Origin of the sequence: Mesorhizobium sp. WSM4884, assembly GCF_029625675.1 — a bacterium.
GTDB lineage: Bacteria > Pseudomonadota > Alphaproteobacteria > Rhizobiales > Rhizobiaceae > Mesorhizobium.
The window spans coordinates 228,183-248,679 of the sequence record NZ_JARTVO010000003.1 but is presented as its reverse complement, the minus strand read 5'-3'; the positions used below and the strand labels follow the sequence as shown (position 1 = coordinate 248,679).

General features: G+C 64.7%; 20 protein-coding genes. 10 read left to right on the top strand and 10 right to left on the bottom strand.

What is annotated here, in order from left to right; genetic code table 11:
• The first annotated feature begins 14 nt into the window (after positions 1-14).
• Positions 15-431 carry a cupin domain-containing protein gene (locus tag P9236_RS06445; protein WP_278073767.1) on the top strand — a complete coding sequence of 139 codons (417 nt, stop codon included), beginning with the start codon at positions 15-17 and terminating at the stop codon, positions 429-431.
• A gap of 65 nt (positions 432-496) precedes the next feature.
• Here P9236_RS06445 and P9236_RS06440 read toward each other — a convergent pair whose 3' ends face one another.
• Entirely contained in the window at positions 497-1,687 is a 1,191-nt protein-coding gene (locus P9236_RS06440; RefSeq protein ID WP_278073766.1) for a Xaa-Pro peptidase family protein, read from the bottom strand.
• 312 nt (positions 1,688-1,999) lie between these two features.
• Here P9236_RS06440 and P9236_RS06435 point away from each other — a divergent pair, with 312 nt between their 5' ends.
• The 6 genes from P9236_RS06435 to P9236_RS06410 all read left to right on the top strand — a co-directional run bounded on the left by P9236_RS06435 (position 2,000) and on the right by P9236_RS06410 (position 7,989).
• Positions 2,000-3,610, top strand: coding sequence for an ABC transporter substrate-binding protein (locus tag P9236_RS06435; protein ID WP_278073765.1), 1,611 nt, complete (start codon positions 2,000-2,002; stop codon positions 3,608-3,610).
• Between the two features lie 279 nt (positions 3,611-3,889).
• Positions 3,890-4,876: an ABC transporter permease gene (locus tag P9236_RS06430; RefSeq protein ID WP_278073764.1), complete on the top strand. Its 987-nt coding sequence runs from the start codon at positions 3,890-3,892 to the stop codon at positions 4,874-4,876.
• Positions 4,873-5,703, top strand: coding sequence for an ABC transporter permease (locus P9236_RS06425; protein ID WP_278073763.1), 831 nt, complete (start codon positions 4,873-4,875; stop codon positions 5,701-5,703). Before P9236_RS06430 ends, P9236_RS06425 begins: the two co-directional genes overlap by 4 nt.
• Positions 5,700-6,710 carry an ABC transporter ATP-binding protein gene (locus P9236_RS06420; protein ID WP_278073762.1) on the top strand — a complete coding sequence of 337 codons (1,011 nt, stop codon included), beginning with the start codon at positions 5,700-5,702 and terminating at the stop codon, positions 6,708-6,710. Before P9236_RS06425 ends, P9236_RS06420 begins: the two co-directional genes overlap by 4 nt.
• Positions 6,707-7,486, top strand: a complete 780-nt coding sequence (locus P9236_RS06415) for an ATP-binding cassette domain-containing protein (protein WP_278073761.1) — start codon at positions 6,707-6,709, stop codon at positions 7,484-7,486. Before P9236_RS06420 ends, P9236_RS06415 begins: the two co-directional genes overlap by 4 nt.
• A complete protein-coding gene (locus P9236_RS06410; protein WP_278073760.1) occupies positions 7,483-7,989 on the top strand; it encodes an L-2-amino-thiazoline-4-carboxylic acid hydrolase in 507 nt (168 codons plus the stop codon). Before P9236_RS06415 ends, P9236_RS06410 begins: the two co-directional genes overlap by 4 nt.
• A gap of 62 nt (positions 7,990-8,051) precedes the next feature.
• Here P9236_RS06410 and P9236_RS06405 read toward each other — a convergent pair whose 3' ends face one another.
• From P9236_RS06405 to P9236_RS06395, 3 genes are all read right to left on the bottom strand, one after another.
• On the bottom strand, positions 8,052-8,840 hold the full coding sequence (locus P9236_RS06405; RefSeq protein WP_278073759.1) for a DeoR/GlpR family DNA-binding transcription regulator: 789 nt from the start codon (positions 8,838-8,840) through the stop codon (positions 8,052-8,054).
• Between the two features lie 213 nt (positions 8,841-9,053).
• The gene (locus tag P9236_RS06400) at positions 9,054-10,349 is read right to left on the bottom strand and encodes an FAD-binding oxidoreductase (RefSeq protein ID WP_278073758.1); all 1,296 of its coding nucleotides are present in this window, start codon (positions 10,347-10,349) and stop codon (positions 9,054-9,056) included.
• Between the two features lie 2 nt (positions 10,350-10,351).
• Positions 10,352-11,728 (bottom strand): glutamine synthetase family protein, encoded by a 1,377-nt coding sequence (locus P9236_RS06395; protein WP_278073757.1) that lies wholly within the window; start codon positions 11,726-11,728, stop codon positions 10,352-10,354.
• Between the two features lie 409 nt (positions 11,729-12,137).
• On the opposite strand from P9236_RS06395, the gene P9236_RS06390 reads away from it, so the two are divergent.
• Positions 12,138-12,653 carry a GFA family protein gene (locus P9236_RS06390; protein ID WP_347405169.1) on the top strand — a complete coding sequence of 172 codons (516 nt, stop codon included), beginning with the start codon at positions 12,138-12,140 and terminating at the stop codon, positions 12,651-12,653.
• Positions 12,654-12,671: 18 nt separating this feature from the next.
• Here the strand turns inward: P9236_RS06390 and P9236_RS06385 are convergent, their stop codons facing one another.
• Genes P9236_RS06385 through P9236_RS06365 form a run of 5 tightly spaced genes read right to left on the bottom strand, consistent with a single transcriptional unit; the run spans position 12,672 to position 17,472 of the window.
• Complete coding sequence (locus P9236_RS06385; protein WP_278073756.1) at positions 12,672-13,433, bottom strand: glucose 1-dehydrogenase; 762 nt, start codon at positions 13,431-13,433, stop codon at positions 12,672-12,674.
• 11 nt (positions 13,434-13,444) lie between these two features.
• On the bottom strand, positions 13,445-14,257 hold the full coding sequence (locus P9236_RS06380; protein ID WP_278073755.1) for an ABC transporter permease: 813 nt from the start codon (positions 14,255-14,257) through the stop codon (positions 13,445-13,447).
• A complete protein-coding gene (locus P9236_RS06375; RefSeq protein ID WP_278073754.1) occupies positions 14,257-15,150 on the bottom strand; it encodes an ABC transporter permease in 894 nt (297 codons plus the stop codon). Before P9236_RS06375 ends, P9236_RS06380 begins: the two co-directional genes overlap by 1 nt.
• A 44-nt stretch (positions 15,151-15,194) precedes the next feature.
• On the bottom strand, positions 15,195-16,355 hold the full coding sequence (locus P9236_RS06370) for a spermidine/putrescine ABC transporter substrate-binding protein (RefSeq protein WP_278073753.1): 1,161 nt from the start codon (positions 16,353-16,355) through the stop codon (positions 15,195-15,197).
• The gene (locus P9236_RS06365; protein WP_278073752.1) at positions 16,336-17,472 is read right to left on the bottom strand and encodes an ABC transporter ATP-binding protein; all 1,137 of its coding nucleotides are present in this window, start codon (positions 17,470-17,472) and stop codon (positions 16,336-16,338) included. Before P9236_RS06365 ends, P9236_RS06370 begins: the two co-directional genes overlap by 20 nt.
• Positions 17,473-17,590: 118 nt before the next feature.
• Here P9236_RS06365 and P9236_RS06360 point away from each other — a divergent pair, with 118 nt between their 5' ends.
• Positions 17,591-18,403 (top strand): LuxR C-terminal-related transcriptional regulator, encoded by an 813-nt coding sequence (locus P9236_RS06360; protein ID WP_278073751.1) that lies wholly within the window; start codon positions 17,591-17,593, stop codon positions 18,401-18,403.
• Here P9236_RS06360 and P9236_RS06355 read toward each other — a convergent pair.
• Positions 18,381-19,034, bottom strand: coding sequence for a GntR family transcriptional regulator (locus P9236_RS06355; protein WP_278073944.1), 654 nt, complete (start codon positions 19,032-19,034; stop codon positions 18,381-18,383). The genes P9236_RS06360 and P9236_RS06355 overlap by 23 nt on opposite strands.
• Before the next feature lie 335 nt (positions 19,035-19,369).
• Here P9236_RS06355 and P9236_RS06350 point away from each other — a divergent pair, with 335 nt between their 5' ends.
• Positions 19,370-20,497 (top strand): BMP family ABC transporter substrate-binding protein, encoded by a 1,128-nt coding sequence (locus P9236_RS06350; RefSeq protein WP_278073750.1) that lies wholly within the window; start codon positions 19,370-19,372, stop codon positions 20,495-20,497.

The window sequence follows — 20,497 nt, the reverse complement described above, 5'->3', positions numbered from 1 at the left end:
GGAGGGATGAGCCAATGGCCGACAAGAGCAAGGTGTTCGTCTACCCGAAGGACGTCAGCGCCTTCGGCTTCGACTGGGGCAGGCTGGCCCTCACCGTCGCGCCGGAAGTGAATGGCGCGGAGCGCTTCTCAGGCGGCGTCGTCGACCTGCCGCCGGGCAAGGGGCACACCCGCCACAACCATCCGGGCGCGGAGGAGATCATCTTCGTCGTCTCGGGCCATGGCGAGCAGATGGTCGAGGACGAAAAGGGCAATCCGGTTGTCGCCAAGGTCGGTCCCGGCTGCACCATCTACGTGCCGGAAAGCCGCTTCCATTCCACGCTCAACACCGGCGATCAGCCGATGCAGCTCTTCGTCGTCTATTCGCCCGCCGGCCCGGAGCTGGCGTTGCGCGACCTGCCCGATTTCAGGCTGCTGCCGGCCGGGCAGTGACAAATCTTTCCTTCTCCCCATTCAACGGGGAGAAGGTGCCCGAAGGGCAGCGCCGGCCTTCGGCTCTATGAAGCTCCGCCCCTGTTCCACCCCCTGCCCCGATCGCCGAACATCACATAGCCGGCATCGGTCACCGCGACCGTGTCCTCCAGCTTGATGAAGCCGCGCGTCGGATGAAGCATGGTGGTCTCGACCGAGAGGACCATGTTTTTTTCCAGCGGCTTGGCGGCATAGGTGCCTTCATAGGTGACCGGATGGTTGGTCATCAGGAACGGCGCCTCATGGGTGATCAGACCCATGCCGTGGGCGAAGAAATCCGTGTAGGCCGCAACCTTGGAAGCCTTCAGCACGCTTTCGGCATGCGCGATCATGTCGCCGCCGAGCGTGCCTGGCTTGACCTTCGAGAAGGCCGCCTGCTGCACCGCCTCCACTTCGGCCAAGAGATCCTCCAGCTCGGCATCCGGCTCGCCAAGCACGCCCATGCGGCAGAGGTCGCCGATATAGCCGTGATAATTGCCGCCGGAATCGATCGACAGCACCTCGCCCTTCTTCCACGCCTGGTCCGAGGCGGCGCGGTTGTGGCTGGAGCCCAGCGTCAGCAGGCAATATTCGAAATGCGCGCCGCGATTGGTCTCCTCGCGCCTGAGCCGCTCGATGATGTCGGTCTTGGTCGTGCCCTCGCGCGCCCAGCGAATAGTCGCCAGCATGGAATCGGTGATCAGCTCGGAGGCGATGCGCAGTCTTTCGAGTTCCGCTTCGGTCTTGATGGCGCGCATGTTTTCCAGCATGCCGGTCGCGTCGACCAGCTTCGCATCCGGCAGCGCCTTGCGGATCAGCGTATAGGCATCCGCCGGCAGGAAGCCCGGCTCGATGCCGATGCGCGCCGCCGCTCTGCCGATCTTCTGCAGATGCTCCACCGCCAGATTGGCGGCGTCGAGCGTGCCCCAACAGGCGGCATGCAAGGTCGGCGTCCAGAACGGATGGTTCTGGTGCTCGCCGCCCTCCATGCGGTTGCCGATATAGGCCGCATGCTCCGGCCCGCCTTTCTCGTAGAGGACGATCGGCAGATAGCGGCTGTGGCCGATGGCATCCATCGCGGCAAAGAAGATGAACTTGTAGCCGCCGAGCAGATATTGCGTGTTGTGCTTGGAGGTGGCGAAGAGCACGTCGATGCCGGCCTCCTCCATCAGCCGGTCCACCCGCGCCTGGTCGAACGGAATGCTGCTGACGTCGGTCTTGCCCGGAGCGATGTTCATCTGCCTCTCCCTGATCTTTTGGCCGCCTAAGCTTTCGCCTAAATCCTGCACCACTTTTGCCACTTTGGTCCAGCCAGAACCAACTGCTTTCCGGTTGAACTTGCCACCGCGCCGATCGAAACAGTATTTCAATTGCAAATCTGGTCCTACCAGATTTGCAATTGTCGATGGCTCGATATAACTGGTCCAGCGAACGAAAATTTCAAAGCCAAGCCAGCATGCGCCAAATCCGTCTCTGGCGAAACCTTTGCCGAAGGCCATAATCGCGCCCATTGTCCGCGCCCGTTGCGACGCGAAGAGGGGAGTTGAGCGATGTCCGAATTGACGATTTCACGCCGTGGCCTGCTTGCCGGTTCGGCGCTGCTCTTGGCCTCGACCGCGCTGCCGGCGATCGGCATGGCGCAGACGCCGAAGAAGGGTGGCAGGCTGATCGTCGCCGCCGATTCCGAGCCGCGCAACCTCAACCCGGCGATCGTCGCCTCCAATGGCGTCTTCTTCATTTCCAGCAAGGTCGTCGAGACGCTGGCCGAAGCCTCCTTCGACGGCAAAGACGGGCTTCAGCCGCGCCTTGCGCTCTCCTGGGAAGGTGCGGCCGACGGCCTGTCGGTAACCTTCAAGCTGCGCGACGGCGTCAAATGGCATGACGGCAAGCCCTTCAGCTCGGCCGATGTCGCCTTCTCGGCGCTGCAGGTCTGGAAGCCGCTGCAGAATCTCGGCCGCACCGTGTTCAAGGACCTCGTCGCCGTCGATACGCCCGACGAGCTGACCGCGGTGTTCAAATTCGCCAAGCCGACCCCGTTCCAGCTCATCCGCAACGCGCTGCCGGCGCTGACGAGCGTCGTGCCGAAGCATGTCTATGAGGCAGGCAAGATCGATGACAACCCGGCCAACAACGCCCCGGTCGGCACCGGCCCGTTCAAATTCGCCGAATACAGGGCCGGCCAGTATTACCGGCTGGCGCGCAACGACGACTATTGGGGCAAGGACGAGCCCTATCTCGACGAGATCGTCTACCAGGTGCTGCCCGACCGCACCTCGGCGGCGGCGGCGCTCGAGGCGGAAGAGATCCAGCTTGCTGCCTTTTCCGCCGTGCCGCTCGCTGATCTCGACCGCATCTCCAAGGTGCCGGGCCTGAAAGTCATCACCAAGGGCTATGAGGGGCTGACCTACCAGCTCGTGGTCGAGATCAACCATCGCCGCAAGGAACTGGCCGAGCTGAAGGTGCGGCAGGCGATCGCGCATGCCATCGACAAGGATTTCGTCGTCAAGACGATCTTCCTCGGCTACGCCGCGACCGCCACCGGCCCGGTGCCGAAGAACGATCCGCAATTCTACACCGCCGACGTTCCGACCTATCCGTTCGACGTCGCCAAGGCCAACGACCTGCTCGATGAAGCCGGCTACAAGCGCGCCGACGATGGCAAGCGGTTCACGCTGAAACTGCTGCCGGCGCCCTATTTCAACGAGACGAAACAGTTTGGCGATTATCTGCGCCAGGCGCTGGCCGCGATCGGCATCGATGCCGAGATCGTCAACAACGACTCGGCCGCGCACATCAAGGCGGTCTATACCGACCATGCCTTCGACCTCGCCGTCGGCCCGCCCGTATTCCGCGGCGACCCAGCGATCTCGACCACCATCCTGGTGCAGAGCGGCATTCCGGACGGCGTGCCCTTTTCCAACCAGGGCGGCTACAAGAGCGCTGAGCTCGACGCGCTGATCGCCAAGGCCTCGGAGGCGCTCGACACGTCGGCTCGCACCGAACTCTATAAGGAATTCCAGAAAAAGGTCGCGGCCGACCTGCCGTTGATCAACGTCGCAGAATGGAGCTTCATTTCCGTCGCCCGCGACACCGTCGGCAACATCGCCAACAACCCGCGCTGGGCAGTGTCGAACTGGGCGGATACGTTTTTGAAATCGTGACACAGTCGCGCGGATGAGAATTCGCAAAAGCATGCGATCTTGGGCAAAGACCGAGTTCCCGCCCACCCCCCTCTGTCCTGCCGGACATCTCCCCCGCAAGGGGGGAGATCGGCAGCTTTTTCGACAGCGCCCTCTTTGCAGAGGAGATACGACTTCGGAGATTGGCGAAAGCGGGGGTGACATCCAATCTCCCCCCTTGCGGGGGAGATGTCCGGCAGGACAGAGGGGGGTGCCCGGGCGTGACATTTCATATTGTCGCCTCATGTCGCCGAGGGCGCCATGACCCGCGCTCTCCGCCTCCTGCGCCGCCGTCTCGTCGGCAGCATCTTCGTTCTCCTCATCGTCGTCATCGGCAGCTTCCTCTTGCTCGAAGCCGCACCCGGCGACGCGGTCGACGCCTATATCGTCTCGACCGGCGGCGATGCCGGCATGATCGAATTGCTGCGCCACCGCTGGGGCCTCGACCAGTCGGAACTGACCCGCCTCGCCAACTACCTCTGGGCGCTGCTGCATCTCGATCTCGGCCAGTCCGTCACCTTCTCGCGGCCGATCCGCGACGTCATCCTCGAACGCCTGCCGACCACGCTCATCCTGATGGGCAGCGCCACCGCGCTCTCCTTCGGCCTCGGCTCGGCGCTCGGCATCTACGCCGGCGCTAGACCGGGCAGCTTTCGCGATCGCTTGCTGTCGATCGGCTCGCTGGCGCTTTATGCCGTGCCCGGCTTCTGGCTCGGCCTGGTCTTGATCGTGGTCTTCGCCGTCGACCTGCGCTGGCTGCCGATCGGCGGCGTCGAGACCATTGCCTCCGACAAAGCCGGGCTGGCGCGGGCCACCGATATCGCCACCCATCTCGTGCTGCCCGTGGCAGCACTCGGCTTCATCTATCTGGCGCTCTACCTGCGCATGATGCGCGCCGGCATGGCCGAGGCATGGCGTCAGGATTTTGTCCTCGCCGCCCGCGCCAGAGGTCTGCCGCGCCGCCGCATCGTGCTTGCGCATGTCGCCCGCAACGCGCTCCTGCCGCTGGTCACCATGCTCGGCCTGCAATCGGCGCAGATGCTGGGCGGCAGCGTCGTCATCGAAAGCGTCTTTGCCGTGCCTGGCCTCGGCCGGCTGGCGCAGGAAGCCGTCGCCGGCCGCGACACGCCGTTGCTGCTCGGCATCATCCTGGTCAGCGCGGTTCTGGTCATTGTCATCAACCTCCTGGTCGACCTCGCCTATGCCTTTCTCGATCCGCGCGTCGGCGCCAGTGAGGCCGGCGCATGAGCCGGTTGCTTCGTTTCTTCCGCGCGCCGGAAGCGATCGCGGGCGCGCTCATCCTCGCCTTGCTGGTCGCCATGGCGCTGGCAGCCCCGTCGTTGTTTCCCGGCGATCCTCAGGCGATCGCCGGTCCGGCTTTGCTGCCGCCGTTCCAGGACTGGTCGCTGCCGCTCGGCACCGACCGGCTCGGCCGCGACGTGCTTGCCGAGCTTTTCCACGGCGCCCGCACCTCGCTGGCCGTCGGTCTGGCGGCGGCCGCCGCGGCGCTCCTTATCGGCGCGGTGGTCGGCACGCTGGCCGGCTTTGCCGGAGGCCTGATCGACGACGTGCTGATGCGCGTCACCGACGCGTTCCAGACCGTGCCGAGCTTTCTTCTCGCGCTGGCCTTCGTCAGCATCGTCGGCCCGTCGCTTGGCGTGGTCGTCGTGGCAATAGCGCTCGGCGCCTGGACCGGACCCGCGCGTGTCGCGCGCGCGGAAGTGCTGTCGATCCGCGAGCGCGACTATGTCGCCGGCGCCCGCGTCATCGGCATGCATCCGATTGCGATCGCCTTTCGCGAGGTGCTGCCCAACGCGCTGCCGCCCGTGCTCGCGCTGTCCTCGGTGATCGTGGCAGCCGCCATCCTCACCGAGGCAGCACTCTCCTTCCTCGGCCTCGGCGATCCCAACCGCGTCACCTGGGGCGGCATGATCGCCGAAGGCCGTGCCGTTTTGCGGGCCGCGCCGTATCTGTCGATCTTTCCCGGCATCGCGCTGGTGCTGACGGTGCTCGGCGTCTATCTCGCCGGCGAAGGCGTGGTGGAAAGCACCGCGGTGCGCAGGAGCCTGTCGTGACGGCGCTGCTCTCGATCCGTGATCTGACGGTGAGTTATCGCCGCGATGGTGCCGAGGTGACGGCGCTGAAAAGTGTGAGCTTGGATGTCGAAGCCGGCGAGCGCCTGGCGATTATTGGCGAAAGCGGTTCGGGGAAAAGCACGCTGGCGCTGGCGATTGCGGGGTTGTTGCCAGGCTTGGCTGAGATCGGCGGAACGATCGGATGGTCAGCAAGCCAATTTCAAACGCCTCGTTCCTTCGCACCCCCCTCTGTCCTGCCGGACATCTCCCCCGCAAGGGGGGAGATTGAGCCCTCATCTCCGCCTTCACCAATCGCCGACGTCGCAGAAGGAGCGCTGGCGCCGAAGCTGCCAATCTCCCCCCTTGCGGGGGAGATGTCCGGCAGGACAGAGGGGGGTGCGAAGGAACGCAAACTTATCCGACCAAGCGACGAGACACCCCTGCTCGGCCACGACATCGGCTTCGTCTTCCAGGATCCCTCCTCCAGCCTCGACCCCGTCATGCCGATCGGCAAACAGATCGCCGAGGTCGCTCGCACGCATCTAAGCCTGACCTGGCGCGAGGCCTACGCCAAAGCCAAAACCCTCCTCGAACGCGTCCGCCTCCCCGACCCTGAATCTGCCTTGCGCGCCTATCCGCACCAGCTTTCCGGCGGCCAGAAACAGCGCGTGGCGATCGCCGCGGCAATCGCGGCCGGACCGAAACTGCTGATCGCCGACGAGGCGACCAGCGCGCTCGACACCATCGTGCAGGCCGAGATCGTCACCCTGATCCGTAGGCTGGTGGCCGAGGACGGCATGACGCTTGCCTTCATCAGCCACGACATCGCCCTCGCCGCCACGCTGGCCGAGCACATCGCGGTGCTGCGCCATGGCGAACTGGTCGAGTTCGGCGAGACCAGTCAAATCATCAACGCGCCGCGCCATGCCTATACGCGCACACTGCTCGATGCCCATCTCGGCCTCGACGCCGAGCCGCTGCTTGGCCGGCAGGGCGCCTCGGCATGAGCCTGCTCGCCGTCTCCAACCTCGCCAAGCGCTATCGCCGCGGCGGCAAGCCTTTTCCCGCGGTCGACAATGTCTCATTCGGGATCGGCCCGGCCGAAACGCTGGCGCTTGCCGGCCCGTCGGGTAGCGGCAAGTCGACGATCGCGCGGCTGGTGCTGCGCCTGATCGAGCCCGACGCCGGCCGCGTCGAATTCGAAGGCGCCGACTTCCTTGCGCTGTCGGGTGCTGCGTTGCGCGCCCACCGCGCCCGCCTCCAGATGGTGTTCCAGGATCCGCTCGCCGCCTTCAATCCGCGCGCCACCGTGGCGCGGGTGCTGGACGATCCCTTGCGCGTCCATAACATTGCCTCGCGCGCCGAACGCCCACGTCGCATCGCAGCACTGCTGGAGCGCGTCGGCCTCGATGCTGGCCTTGCTGCGCGCGCCATCCACGAAATTTCCGGCGGCCAACGCCAGCGCGTGGCCATCGCCCGCGCTATCGCCACGCAGCCGTCGCTAATCGTGCTCGACGAAGCAGTCTCGGCGCTCGATGTGTCGGTGCGCGGACAGATCCTGGAACTGCTGCTCGACCTGCAAAGACAGGAACGGATCGCCTATCTCTTCATTTCGCATGACCTCGGCGTCATCCGCGCCGTCGCCCATCGCGTCGCCATCCTCGACGCCGGCCGGATCGTCGAGAGCGGCGACGCCCGCGCCGTCATCGCCAACCCGCAATCGGCGATCGGCAAGGCGCTGGTGGCGGCAACGCCGAAATTGAGCAGGACCGCAACGCCATGACCGATCCCGAAACAGGCAGAGCCGAAAAACTGTCGCGCGAGCTCGACTCCGCTTTCCGCAACCGGGCCGATCTCTATCGCCTCTTCCTCGACGAACTGACCGCCGAGCTCGGTGCCGAGAAGGCCGAAGCGGTGATGATCCGCACCAACGAAAAGCGCGGCCGGGAGGTCGCGGCGGCGGCTTTCGCCGATTTCGGCCCCAACGACGCACCAGCGATCGGCGAAGCGTTCCTGGCCGTCAGCCCTGATGATGGCCGAATGTATCCGACCCATGTCGATCGCGGGCCGGACCACATCGCCTTCAAGGTCAAGCGTTGCCCGCTGAAGGACGCTTGGGTCGAGGCCGGCGTCAGCGAGGAAAAGCTGGCCACGCTCTGCCGCATTGCCGGCGCCTTCGACCGCGGCCTGTTCGAGGCGACCGGCGTGCGCTTCGCCAACGTCACCTGGACGCCCGGCCATGGTAACGGCTGCTGCCATATCGCGCTGACCAATCGCGACGCGTAGAACAATTCGAGGAAAAGTGTGAAACGGTTTTCCGTCCGGAATAGCGTCTGTCCGATTGTCCATCAGCCGCCGGCAAAGACGTGCAGCTCCGTGCCCGCTTCGTCGATGGCCGCGCGCAGTTCCGCCACCGGCTCGTTGTCGGTGACGATGTCGGAAATATCGCTCAGCGCGCAGACGCGTTCCAGGCTGCTGCGGCCGAATTTGTCGTTGGTGACGACCAGCGTCGTCGACAAGGATCTGGCCATCATCGCGCGCTTCACGGCGGCCGCGCCCGAAACCATGTCGCTCGGCCCCTCGGCGTTGACGGCCGATGCGCCGATTATCGCCACATCGGCATTGTAGCGGCGCACGAATTCGACCGTGTCCTCACCAAGCACGGCAGCCTCGCGCCCGTCATAGGTGCCCGGGCAGAGGATGACACGGAAGCTCTGGTTGGCGCCGGCAACCGATGCGATGCCGACCGAGTTGGTGATGAGGGTGAGATCTCGCCGCAATTGGGAAAGGCTGCGCGCGACCTCGTAGGTCGTCGATCCGCCATCGATCATCACGATGCGGCCGTTCTCGACCAGGCCCGCGGCACCGCGCCCGATGCGGGCGCGCTCCTCGACCAAGGTGAGGCCGCGTTCGGCGATCACCGGCTCCGACGTCATCAGCGAGATTGTCGCACCGCCATAGGTGCGGTTGATGAGCCCCGCTTCGCCGAGCTCGATGAGATCGCGGCGGATGGTCTCGCCGGCGACGCCGATGCGCCGAGCGAGCTTCGAGATGCGGATCGACGCCGAGCGCCGGACTTCCGACAGGATCAGCTCATGTCGCTCCTTCTTCGTCAGCCGTCCGGGCTCGATATTCATCGCTCTTCCTTCCCGGGATTTCGTTCCCGGCCTCAGGACATTAGCCACGCCGGGAAAGGGAAAGCCAGCCCAGGGTCTGTTGAGTTTGAGGTCAGGCCGAGCCGAAAATGATGGCTTCCGAGAACCGGAGCGGAGCGTACTCAAAGTACGTGAGCACCGGAAGCGCAGGAAACCACCATTTGCAGGCCGGCCTCACCTGAATATCAACAGACCCTAATGTCTCAGCCGATCGCGCATGGCATACCACAGCATGCCGAGCACATAGAGCGGCCCACGCAGCGCCGTGCCGCCCGGAAACGGCAGCGGCGTCAGCGTCGAGAACAGATCGAGCCGCGAGGCGTCCCCCGTGATCGCTTCCGCGAGCAATTTGCCCGACAGCGTCGACAGGATGGCGCCCTTGCCGGAATAACCGTGCGCGAAATAGACCTCGCCGTAGTGCCCGACATGCGGCAGGCGTGACGTCGTCACCGACACCAGCCCGCCCCACGCGTGATCGATCCGGCAGCCTCTGAGCTGCGGGAAGATCTTTTCCATATGCGGGCGCACGAAACCGGCAATGTCGGCCGGCGGCGAAGGCGTGTAGCGCTCGCCGCCGCCGAACAGCAGCCGGCCGTCCGCCGACATGCGGTAATAGTTGACGACGAAGAGCGTGTCCGACACCGCGACATTGGACGGGATGACGTTGCGCTTGCCCAAGGGCTCGGTGGCGACGATGTAGTTGCCGATTGGCATGATGCGGCTGTTGACGCGCGGCTCGAGCCCTTCCAGCAGCGCATCTCCGGCTAGCACGACATGACGCGCGCGAACCGAGCCTTTGTCGGTGAAGACGCGGATGGACGGCTCGCGCTCCAGTCGGACGGCGACCGAGTTCTCGTGGATTGTGACGCCGGCGCCGACTGCGGCGCGCGCCAGCCCCAGCGTGTAGTTCAGCGGATGCATGTGACCGCCGAGCCTCTCGAAGACCGCGCCCTGATAGGGCGTGTCCACCATCTGCCGCGCCTGCGCCGCCGACAGGATCTCGACGTCGGTAAAGTTCATCACCTTGGCGAGGCACTCCGCTTCTTCCTCGAAGTCGCGGATATCCGAGCCGTTGACAGCACCGACCAGGTGGCCGGTCAGGCGCAGGTCGCACTCGATGCCGTGGCGGTCGATGATGTCGAGCACCAGCCCGCGTGCCTCGAAGGCGAGGTCGAACAGCGCCTTCGCCCGTTCCGGCCCGAACGCCTTGACCAGCCCCTTGGCGCCCTTGCGCAAGCCGGGAATCATCTGGCCGCCATTGCGACCGGAGGCGCCCCAGCCGATCTTGCCGCCCTCGAGCAGCACCACTTTCAGGCCGCGTTCGGCCGCGTGAAGTGCCGCCGAAAGCCCCGTGCAGCCGCCGCCGACCACTACGAGGTCAGCCTCGGCGTCGCCGATGAGTGGCTGATGGTCCGGCGCCGGATTGGCGGTGGCGACATAGTAGGATTTGCCGATATCGAGACCGGAATTGAAACCTGTCGAACGAGCCATGGTCACACCTTGAGCAGCAGATGGTCGCGTTCCCACGACGTCACCACGGTCTGGAACAGATCGAGCTCGACGCTCTTCACGCGCAGATAGGTCTGGAAGAAATCCTCACCGAGCAGCGCCCGCACCGGCTCGCAGGCGGCGAAGCGGTCGAGCGCTTCCTCCATGGTTTTCGGCAGCGTGCTCTGGCTTCGATAGGCATTGCCAAAAGCTTCCGGCGAGCGGTCGAGCTTCTCCTCGATGCCGAGATAGCCGGCGATCAGCGAACCGGCCATGGCGAGATATGGATTGGCGTCGGCGCCGGGAAGCCGGTTCTCGACCCGCCGAGCCGCCCGCCCGCCCATCGGCACGCGCAGGCCGCAGGAGCGGTTGTCATGCGACCATTCGATGTTGGCCGGCGCGCTGTGACCAGGCCGGATGCGGCGATACGAGTTCACGTTGGGTGCAAACAGCGGCATGATTTCAGGGATGTATTTCTGCAGGCCGCCGATGAACTGCGCGAACATCGCGCTGTCCTCGCCGTCTTTGCCGGCGAACAATGGCTCGCCGCTTTCGTCGACGATCGACATGTGCAGATGCATCGAGCTGCCGGCCTGCGCCGCGATCGGCTTCGCCATGAAGGTGGCGTGCATGCCGCTCGCCTGCGCCGCCTGCCGCGCCATGCGCTTGAACAAGAGCACCTTGTCGGCCAGTGCCAGCGGATCGCCGTGCAGGAAATTGATCTCGAGCTGCGCCGTGCCGGACTCGTGGATCAGCGTGTCGAGCGGCAGGCCGGCGACGGCGGCGTGGTCGTAGAGGCGCCGCGTCACCGTTTCGAATTCCTCCAGCGCCTGCATGTCGTAGGGATGCTGCACGCTTTCCGGCCTGCCGTTGCGTCCGACCGGCGCGGTCAGCGGCTGATCCGGATCTGGGTTTGGCGCCGTGAGGTAGAATTCGAGCTCCGGCGCCATCACCGCGCGCCAGCCACGCTGGCGGTAGAGATCGAGCACGGCCCGCAACACATGGCGCGGCGAAGCCATCCAGGGCCGGTCGTCCATGTGGAACGTATCGGCAAAAACATAGGCCTTGCCGGCCCCGCCGCCGGGCACAAGACAGAGCGTGGAAAGGTCGAGCACCATGCGCATGTCGGGGTCTTGATAGGCAAAGCCCTCGTCGATGGAGCCGGAGTAGCGGCCGTCGATGGCGACCAGGAAGGCGCTGCTCGGCAGGTAAAGCGCCCGGTCCTCGAGCGACTTGAGGAACTTCGCTGCCGGCAAGGCCTTGCCGCGCAGCACGCCGTTGACGTCGGGCACGAGGCACTCGACCTCGTTTATTCCGTGCGTGGTCAGCCAGCTTTGCGGATCGGCGCGGCTGGAGAGTGAAAGGTCTTGTTTGTCAGGCATCGGTCATGTCCGTACGAAGGAGAAGTCGCTTCGGCGGGCACGTCCGTTTCGGTTTGAGCGTTAAATAAGCTGTGCGTTATTTGAATGACGGACGCCCGCCTGATGGCCGGCCGAGAGGCCGGAATGAGCGTTCCTGCTACTCCTTCGGTCCAGCCGTCGCGAACGACATGCGAGCCGACCTTGGTCTCCTCCGCGCGTTGCAGGTTCTCGTGCCGGCAGCAGCGCATGATCAGTGACAACCCGCCGAAGCACGGATTCTTGCGGCCGAAATTGAAAGCGGCCGAGAGCGGGAGAGCCTTTTTGCCACTTGCACGGCAAGCCTCGTCAAGGAACCTGGCCCCATGGTTTGACCGATCGTCGCTCCCAGCGCAAGCCCGGCCCTCGAAACAAGGCCTCGTATTAGCGTCGAATGGCCGTAAGGAACCGGATGCCGCGTTTGATGTTCCCGAACAGAACGATCTTCAACACGACCGGGAGCGACAGGATGGAAAGCAGGATCGAAACGGGGGCATGTTTTTGCGGTGCGGTCGCCGCGGAGATGCAAGGCGATCCTTTCTGGATCTGCTTCGACCATGATGACGATTGCCGCCGGGCGATCGGAAGTCCCATGACCATCTGGGTCGGTTACCGCCCGCGCCAGTTCCGGCTGACCCGCGGCCAGCCCCGGGAATTCTCGAAGACCCGAGGCATCGTTCGCACCTTCTGCGAAAAATGCGGCACCTCGATCACCTACCGCGACGAAGGGCTGAGGGACGAGCTCTATGTCACCATCGGTTTTCTCGATCATCCGGGGAGGTTTCGGCCATGCGCCCACGCCTATTGGCGCCTGCGGCTGCCCTGGTTGGAATTTTCCGACGATCTGCCGCGCATCGACGCCTATTCGCGGCGCCGCGATCCGGCGTTCGGCAATCCCGCCGACCGGTGAGAGCTTCGCCAGGAATGCTCAGCCGATGCTCTCGCCGCCGTCGACGACCAGAGCCTGGCCGGTCATGAAGGACGAGCGGTCGGAGACGAGAAACAGAATGGCTTCGGCAATCTCTTCCGCGCTCGCCCAGCGCCCCATCGGAATTTTGGTGCGGACATAGTTTTCGATCGCATCGCGTCCGCCCATCTGGGCGATGAACGGCTTGTTGAACGGCGTGTCGACCCAGCCCGGGCAGAGCGCGTTGATGCGCACATTGTGTCTTGCGTAGTCGAGCGACATCTGCCGGGTCATCGCCACCACCGCATGCTTGGACGTGGCATAAGCGATCATCTCGCGATCGTAGAAGACGCCGGAATTCGACGCGGTGTTGAGGATGACGCCACCGCCCTGCGCGATCATCGCCGGCATCACGGTCTTGGCCGCGAGGAACTGCGCCCGCACATTGATCCGCCAAGAGGCATCCATGCCGTCGGTGCTCACTTCGGTCAGCGTGCCGCCGACCTGGATGCCGGCATGGCTGTGCAGAATGTCGATCCGGCCGTGCGTGCCGAGCGTTCCGGCGATGAGGTCCTCGACCGCCGTGTCGTCGCCGACATCGGTGGCAACCGCCTCGGCGCGGCCGCCGGCTTCGCGGATATCGGACGCCGTGGCTTCGCCGGCTGCCGGGTCGCGGTCGGCGATCACCACGACCGCCCCTTCTCTCGCCATGATCATGGCGCCGGCGCGCCCGATGCCCGACCCCGCGCCCGTCACCACGGCGATGCGATCTTTCAAAATCATGGGCTTGTCTTTCAAGGCGATGGTTTTCGTCGGCCGAGCTGCCATTGCGCGAGCAGGACCAGCAGGACCGACGCGGCGAGCACGATCGTGGCGATGGCGTTGATCTCCGGCGTCACGCCGCGCCGGATCGAGGCGAAGACGTAGATCGGCAGCGTCGTCTGCGCGCCGGCGACGAAGAAGGCGACGATGAAGTCGTCGAAGGAGAAGGTGAAGGCGAGCAGGAAGCCCGCGATCACCGCCGGCATGATCTGCGGCAGCACGATCGAGCGGAACGTCGTCAGCGGCGTAGCGTAAAGATCGCTCGATGCCTCGACCAGGTTGCGGTCGAGGCTGCCGAGCCGGGTGCCGACGATCATCGTCACCAGCGCCATCGAGAACAGGCCGTGCGCGGCGATGATCGAGCCGTAGCCGAGCGCAAGGCGCGGCGGCTGGTCGGTTGGCCACAGCGAAGCGAGGAACGGATTGACGACGGCGAAGAGCTGCACCAGCGCCACCAGCGTCGAGATGCCGATGACCACGCCCGGAACGACGATGGCGGCGCCCAGCAGCGCATCGAAGAGCGCTCGCGTCCGCACGCCGACGCGCTGCAGCCCGAGCGCAGCGGCGGTTCCGCAGACCGCCGCGAGCAGGGCGCTGATGGTGGCGATGAACAGGCTGTTCTTAAGCGCTTCGACCAGGAACGGATTGGACAGCGCCTTGCCATACCATTGCAACGAGAAGCCGGTGAACTCGCTGGCATGATGGCCGGCATTGAAGGAGAACAACACCACCAGCGCGATCGGCAGATAGAGGAAGATAAAGACGGCAACGACGAAGGCGCGCATCAGATCAGGTCCACCCGGCGGGCGCCCGAAAGCCGGGTCGAGATGCGGTTGGCGACGATCAGCACCACGACCGAGACCAGCACCAAAGTGATCGCGATCGCCGATCCGAACGGCCAGTTACGCGATTGCAGGAACAGGTCGACCAGCGCGTTGCCGATGAAGAATACCTTGCCGCCGCCGAGCAGCGTCGGGATCAGGTATTCGCCGAGCAAAAGGATCATCACCAGCGAGAAGCCGGTCATCACGCCGGGCAGCGACAGCCTGAGCGTCACACCGAGGAAGGTCGACAACGGCGTCGCGCCGAGATCGGCGGACGCCTCCAGCAGCCGGCGGTCGAGCCGCTCCAGGCTGACATAGATCGGCAGGATCATCAGCGGTAGATAGCCGTAGACGATGCCGAGCAGCACCGCGCCCGGCGTGTTGATCAGCCTGAGATCCTCGATGCCGACATAGGCGAGCAGTGCCGGAATGCCGCGCCCGCCGAGGATGTACATCCAGGCATAGGTGCGCATCAGCAGGCTGGTCCAGAACGGGATGACGATCAGCGCGAGCAGGATCAGCCGCCAGCGTTGCGGCGCCCGCAGCGCCAGATAATAAGCGACCGGGTAAGCGACGATGAGGCAGGCGAGCGCGCCGACCGGGGCCAGCACCATGGTGTTCCAGAACGCGGTCGCCCGCGCCGGCAGGTTGGCGTATTGCGCGAAGGTCAGCGCGGCCTGATAGCCGCCCTCGGGCGCCCGCTCGCCGACGCTGAAGATGGCGATGGCCACGAAGGGCAGGACCAGGAACACGACAAGCCACAGCGTCGCCGGAGCGAGCAGCAGCGCCGTCAGGAAATTCTTGCGAAAGAGACTGCCGCGCATCGAGAAAGCCGCATCGGGACCGGCGGACATTTGCCCGCCGGCGGTAAGAACTTGACCGGGGTTGGTCCCTTGCCTCACGCGGCCTTGAAGCGCGCCATCAGTTCGGCGCGGCCCGGATCGGTAAGCGTCGCCGCGGCGCCGAACTCAAGCGGCTTCAAAAGATCGGCGGCCGGATAGAGGATCGGATTGTCGAGCACCTCTTTCGGCAGCAGCGCGTTGACCCGCGCGTCGGTCGAGGGCGCGCCGTTGGCCAGATGCTCCTTCACCGCGACCTTCGGGTTCATCAAGTAGTTGAGCAGCGCATAGCCGGCCGGCTTGTTCGGCGCGTCCTTCGGGATGGCGTAGAAGTCGGTCCAGATCTCGCCGCCTTCCTTGCCGAGCACATAGGCGATCTCGGGGATGTCGCGGTGAAGCTGCGCGCCGTCATTGGTCCAGCACATCGTCATCCAGGCATCGCCCGAGCGCATCGACGGCTGGTAGTCGCTCGACACGGCGAACAGATGCGGCTTGACCTTGAGCAGCAATTCCTCGGCCTTGGCGAGCTCGTCCTGCTTCAGCGAGTTGAAGGAATAGCCGTAATATTTCAGCGCGTTGCCGATGGTGGTGAGCTGATAGTCGTGCACCATGGTGCGGCCGTCGGCCTCGGTCATCGCCGTATCCCAGAACTCCTTCCAGCTCGACATCGGCTTCGTAAGCTTCTTTGTGTTGACGGCGAAGCCGGTCGTGCCCCAGTTCTTCGGCACGGCGTAGATCGTGCCGTCGATCGTACCTTCCGCGGTGAAGCGCGCGTCTTCCTTGGTGCCGTCGAAATTGCCGAGCTTGGCCATGTCCAGCGGCTCGATGATGCCGAGCTTCTTGTAGGTCGAGATGGTATAGTTGGTCGGCACGAACAGGCTCCAGCCCGAGCCGCCGGCCTGCAACTTGGCCAGCATCTCCTCGTTCGATCCGAAGACGTTGACCTCGACGGCCACACCCGTCTCGGCCTTGAAATTCTCGAAGGTCTGAGGGTCGTGGTAGTTCGGCCAGGTGGCGATCGACATGCGGTCGCCGAGGTTCTCGGCAAAGGCCGGCGTCGGCATGATGCCGAGCTCGCGCGCCATCACCGCGGTCGCGAAGCCAAGGCCGGTAAGGCCGAGGAAGTCGCGACGGCTGATCGAGCCGCGCTTCAGGCGCATCAATTGATCGACGAATTTTTCAGGGCTTATCGGCAGTCCGTCACGATAGGATTTCGACATGTTGGTCTTCCCTCTGGTTGGTCCCGTTGTTCTTGGGTTGCGGAAACGCCAGTGGCGCTCCGACGGCAAAGCCGATGGCGACGGGTTCGCCAGGCTTGAAAAGGTTGCCCTGGCCGATCGCGTGATCGGCCTTGGCAAGCAGTGATCCGATGCCCTGGACCTCGATCGCGTATTCGGCTGTCGAGCCCAGAAAAATCCGGTTGCGGACGACGCCCTTCAGGCTGCCGCCTCCCAACGCCGAGAGGCTGAGCGATTCCGGTCGCAAACTGACGGATACCGCCTCGCCCCGGCTAAGCGGCGCCCGCTTGCGCGCGGAAATCACCGTGCCGTCGGCAAGCGCGACGTCGACGAGGTCGCCGGAGAGCCCGGCCACCTTGCCGCTCAAGAGATTGGTCTTGCCGACGAAGTCGGCGACGAACAGGTCGGCCGGCTCGTCATAGATCTCGCTCGGCTGCCCGATCTGGACGACGCGGCCGCCATTCATGACGCAGACGAAGTCGCTCATCGACAGCGCCTCTTCCTGGTCGTGGGTGACCAGCACGAAGGTGATGCCGATCTCGCGCTGCAGGTTCTGCAGCTCGATCTGCATGTCGGTACGCAGTTTCTTGTCGAGCGCCGCCAGCGGCTCGTCGAGAAGCAGCACCGCCGGCTTGTTGACCAGCGCCCGGGCGAGCGCGACGCGCTGCTGCTGGCCGCCGGAAAGCTCGTGGATCTTGCGGCGTCCGTAACCGGCGAGTTGCACCATCGCCAGCGCCTCGCCTGCCTTTGAGGATATCTCGCGCGACGACAAGCGCGGCCTTGCCTGGCGCAAGCCGTAGGAGATGTTGTCCTCGACATCGAGATGCGGAAACAGCGCATACTGCTGAAACACCATGTTGACCGGGCGCCGGTAGGGCGGCGTTCCGGCCATGTCGCGGCCGCGGATCAGCACCTGGCCCTCGCTCGGCTGCTCGAAGCCGCCGATCATGCGCAGGCACGTCGTCTTGCCGCAGCCGGACGGACCGAGCAGCGCGACGAAAGCGGAAGGCGGGATGGCAAGGTCTATGCCGCTGACCGCCGTGACGGCGCCGTAGCGCTTGGTGACCGCGCGAAACTCGATATCGGGCACTGCAGTCAAGCCACGGGCTCCAGCGACAGCGTGAGGCAATGTCGTGACGCTAGCAGAGCCAATGGCAGCTAGTATATACCTCGCAGGTGGTATATTTAGCCGATTTTATCGTTCAGAGGGGTACGAATTGGCCACCTCCCGCAGTGACGACTACAACGCTTTAGCTGCCGTCATCGCCGCGACGCGCGAGACCGGCGGCGGCCATTTCGGCGAGGCGATCGTCGGCTGGCTGCGCGGGCATGTCCGCTTCGACCATTGCGTGATCTTCGGCTATCGCGGCGCCTCGCGACCGCCGTTGCTGTTCGAAACTTTCTCGCCGGCCGAAAGCCACATCTTTGTCGCGCTCTATCAGGAAGGGCCTTATCTGCTCGACCCCTTCCATCACGCCGCGGTCGAGCGCAAGGAGGGGTTCTGGCGCATGCGCGAGTTGGCACCAGACCGCTTCTATGCCAGCGAATACTACCGCTCCTATTACAGCCAGACCCGGCTCGCCGAGGAGGTCGGCTTCTTCGTGCCGCTGGCCGGCAAGGATGCGCTGGTGCTGTCGCTGATGCGGCTGCGCGCATCGGGGCCATTCGGAACCGCCGACGCCAGGCTGCTGCGCGACATGGCGCCGGCGGTGGTCGGCTTCTGCCGACTGCGCTGGCCGGCTTTGCCCGCCGACGAGGTCGCGGTCCCGCCGCCGGGCGAGACCGTTGCGACGGCCAATGAATTGGATCGCGCCCATATCTGGAAGAGCCTGTCGCTGACCTCGCGCGAAAAGCAGGTCGTCGACCTCGTGCTCCAGGGCCACTCCACGGAATCGATCGCCAGGGCGCTCAGGATCGTGCCCGGGACCGTCAAGGTCCACCGCCGCAACATCTACCGCAAGCTCAAGATCAAGTCGCAGGCCGGCCTCTTCGCGCGCTTCGTCGAGATCATCGACGCGCGGATCGGCTGACCTTCGGTTCCATCGGGTCGACGGCCGCGAACACCGCGCTCGCCTCGCTGACGATTGATACATGATCTCGGGCGGCCTTGCCGGCAGCCGCCGCATCGCCGCGCATAATCGCGGTAACGATCACATCATGCTCCTGCCAGGACTTGGCCAGCCGGCCCGGCAGCATGAACTGCGCGCGCCGGAACGGCGCCAGCCGGCTGCGGGTCGCCACGGTCAAATCGTGGATATGCGTGTTGTGGGCGCCGCGATAGAGCCGGCTGTGGAACTCGGTGTTGAAATACTCGTAGTCCTCCTCGGCGCCGAGCTGCACGAGCCGCGCCGATGCCTGATGCTCCATCTCCAGCGAGCGGCGCTCGGCGGCGGTCATTCGCTCGGCCGAGAAGCGCGCGCAGATCGCTTCCAGCTCGGCCATGCTTTCGAACATCGAAGCGAGATGTTCCTGCGTGATCACCGCGACGATGGCGCCCCGGTTGGGCCGTCTTTCGACCAGCCCCATCGCGCTCAAGTGGCCTAGCGCCTCTCGGACGGGCGTGCGCGAGACGTCGAAACGGGCGGCGAGCGAGATCTCGTCGAGCCTTTCGCCGGGGCGCAGATAGCCGGTGACGATGCGGTCCGCGATCGCCCTCACCATCTGATCCACGGTCGTGCCCGACCTGACCAAGCGCTTTCCCGACACGCCTCCTCCCGTCCCGTTTCTATGTCTGGAGCCGCGGCTTGGATGGCCCGCAGGCTGGTTTCGACTCAAGTCGCATCTCTGTATGCCTAGATTTTAACCTCCATGTCAAATTGATCGTTTTTCAGGCAAAAAGTGCATGCACTTGCCTTGCTTTTATGCAGACCCGCTAAATTCATCTATTGATTTTATTACAGAAAATATCGCTGCGGAACTGGCATAGCGATTGCATGCACTTTCTTGACGAAACGTTAACCGACCCGCGCCGGGTCCAAGAAAGGGGAGCATTCGAAATGACCGAGAGATTCATGCTTAGCCGCCGCGACCTGCTCAAGACCTCCGCCGTCGGAGCGGCGCTCGGTCTGGCCTCGGCAACCTTTCCGATCCGCGCGGCGCGCGCCGCCTCCGCCACCGTCGGCTTCATCTATGTCGGTCCGAAGGACGACTATGGCTACAACCAGGCGCATGCCGAAGGCGCCGCCTCGTTGAAGGGTATCGCAGGCATTTCCCTCGTCGAGGAAGAGAACGTTCCCGAGACGGTCGACGTCCAGAAGACGATGGAATCGATGATCAATCTCGACGGCGCCTCGCTGATCTTCCCGACTTCGTTCGGCTATTTCGATCCGCATATGCTGGCCATGTGCGCCAAGTTCCCCGACGTGCAGTTCCGCCATTGCGGCGGCATGTGGAACAAGGAAAAGCATCCGATGAACGCCGGCTCCTATTTCGGCTATATCGGCATGGGTCAATACCTGAACGGCGTCGTCGCCGGACACACCACCAAGTCGAAGAAACTCGGCTTCGTCGCCGCCAAGCCGATCCCGCAGGTGCTGCTCAACATCAACTCCTTCCTGCTCGGCGCGCGCTCGGTCGATCCGGCGATCACCTGCCAGGTGATCTTCACTGGAGAATGGTCGCTGGCGTTCAAGGAGGCCGAGGCGACCAACGCGCTGATCGACCAGGGCGCCGACGTCGTCACCTGCCACGTCGACAGTCCCAAGGTGGTGGTCGAGACGGCCGCCGGCCGTGGCGCCTTCGTCTGCGGTTACCACGCCAACCAAAGTCCGCTGGCGCCGGAAAAATATCTGACCGGGGCGGAGTGGAACTGGGCCAAGGTCTACAAGATGTTCGTCGACGACCTCGTCGCCGGCAAGCCGCTGCCCAATTTCACGCGCGGCGGGCTGGCCGACGGCTTCGTCAAGATGAGTCCGCTCGGGCCCGCCGTCAGCGAAGCCGCGCGCAAGCAGTTCGACGCCACGCTGGCCGAAATGATGAAGGGCGGCTTCTCGGTCATAAAGGGACCGCTGAAGAGCAACAAGGGCGCCGTCGTCGCGACGGAAGGCCAGGCCTTCGTCGAGACCGCCATCGAGCTCGAAAGCATGGACTATCTCGTCGAGGGCGTCGTCGGCTCGACGGCCTGA

Coding starts and splice junctions, on each gene's coding strand:
- P9236_RS06380 (WP_278073755.1), bottom strand. CDS start 14,257: ATGCGCGCCTTCGTCGTTGCCGTCTTTATCTTCCTCTATCTGCCGATC.
- P9236_RS06435 (WP_278073765.1), top strand. CDS start 2,000: ATGTCCGAATTGACGATTTCACGCCGTGGCCTGCTTGCCGGTTCGGCG.
- P9236_RS06405 (WP_278073759.1), bottom strand. CDS start 8,840: ATGAATATCGAGCCCGGACGGCTGACGAAGAAGGAGCGACATGAGCTG.
- P9236_RS06425 (WP_278073763.1), top strand. CDS start 4,873: ATGAGCCGGTTGCTTCGTTTCTTCCGCGCGCCGGAAGCGATCGCGGGC.
- P9236_RS06375 (WP_278073754.1), bottom strand. CDS start 15,150: ATGTCCGCCGGTCCCGATGCGGCTTTCTCGATGCGCGGCAGTCTCTTT.
- P9236_RS06440 (WP_278073766.1), bottom strand. CDS start 1,687: ATGAACATCGCTCCGGGCAAGACCGACGTCAGCAGCATTCCGTTCGAC.
- P9236_RS06350 (WP_278073750.1), top strand. CDS start 19,370: ATGACCGAGAGATTCATGCTTAGCCGCCGCGACCTGCTCAAGACCTCC.
- P9236_RS06410 (WP_278073760.1), top strand. CDS start 7,483: ATGACCGATCCCGAAACAGGCAGAGCCGAAAAACTGTCGCGCGAGCTC.
- P9236_RS06415 (WP_278073761.1), top strand. CDS start 6,707: ATGAGCCTGCTCGCCGTCTCCAACCTCGCCAAGCGCTATCGCCGCGGC.
- P9236_RS06385 (WP_278073756.1), bottom strand. CDS start 13,433: ATGATTTTGAAAGATCGCATCGCCGTGGTGACGGGCGCGGGGTCGGGC.
- P9236_RS06430 (WP_278073764.1), top strand. CDS start 3,890: ATGACCCGCGCTCTCCGCCTCCTGCGCCGCCGTCTCGTCGGCAGCATC.
- P9236_RS06395 (WP_278073757.1), bottom strand. CDS start 11,728: ATGCCTGACAAACAAGACCTTTCACTCTCCAGCCGCGCCGATCCGCAA.
- P9236_RS06355 (WP_278073944.1), bottom strand. CDS start 19,034: ATGGTGAGGGCGATCGCGGACCGCATCGTCACCGGCTATCTGCGCCCC.
- P9236_RS06400 (WP_278073758.1), bottom strand. CDS start 10,349: ATGGCTCGTTCGACAGGTTTCAATTCCGGTCTCGATATCGGCAAATCC.
- P9236_RS06445 (WP_278073767.1), top strand. CDS start 15: ATGGCCGACAAGAGCAAGGTGTTCGTCTACCCGAAGGACGTCAGCGCC.
- P9236_RS06390 (WP_347405169.1), top strand. CDS start 12,138: ATGGCCGTAAGGAACCGGATGCCGCGTTTGATGTTCCCGAACAGAACG.
- P9236_RS06370 (WP_278073753.1), bottom strand. CDS start 16,355: ATGTCGAAATCCTATCGTGACGGACTGCCGATAAGCCCTGAAAAATTC.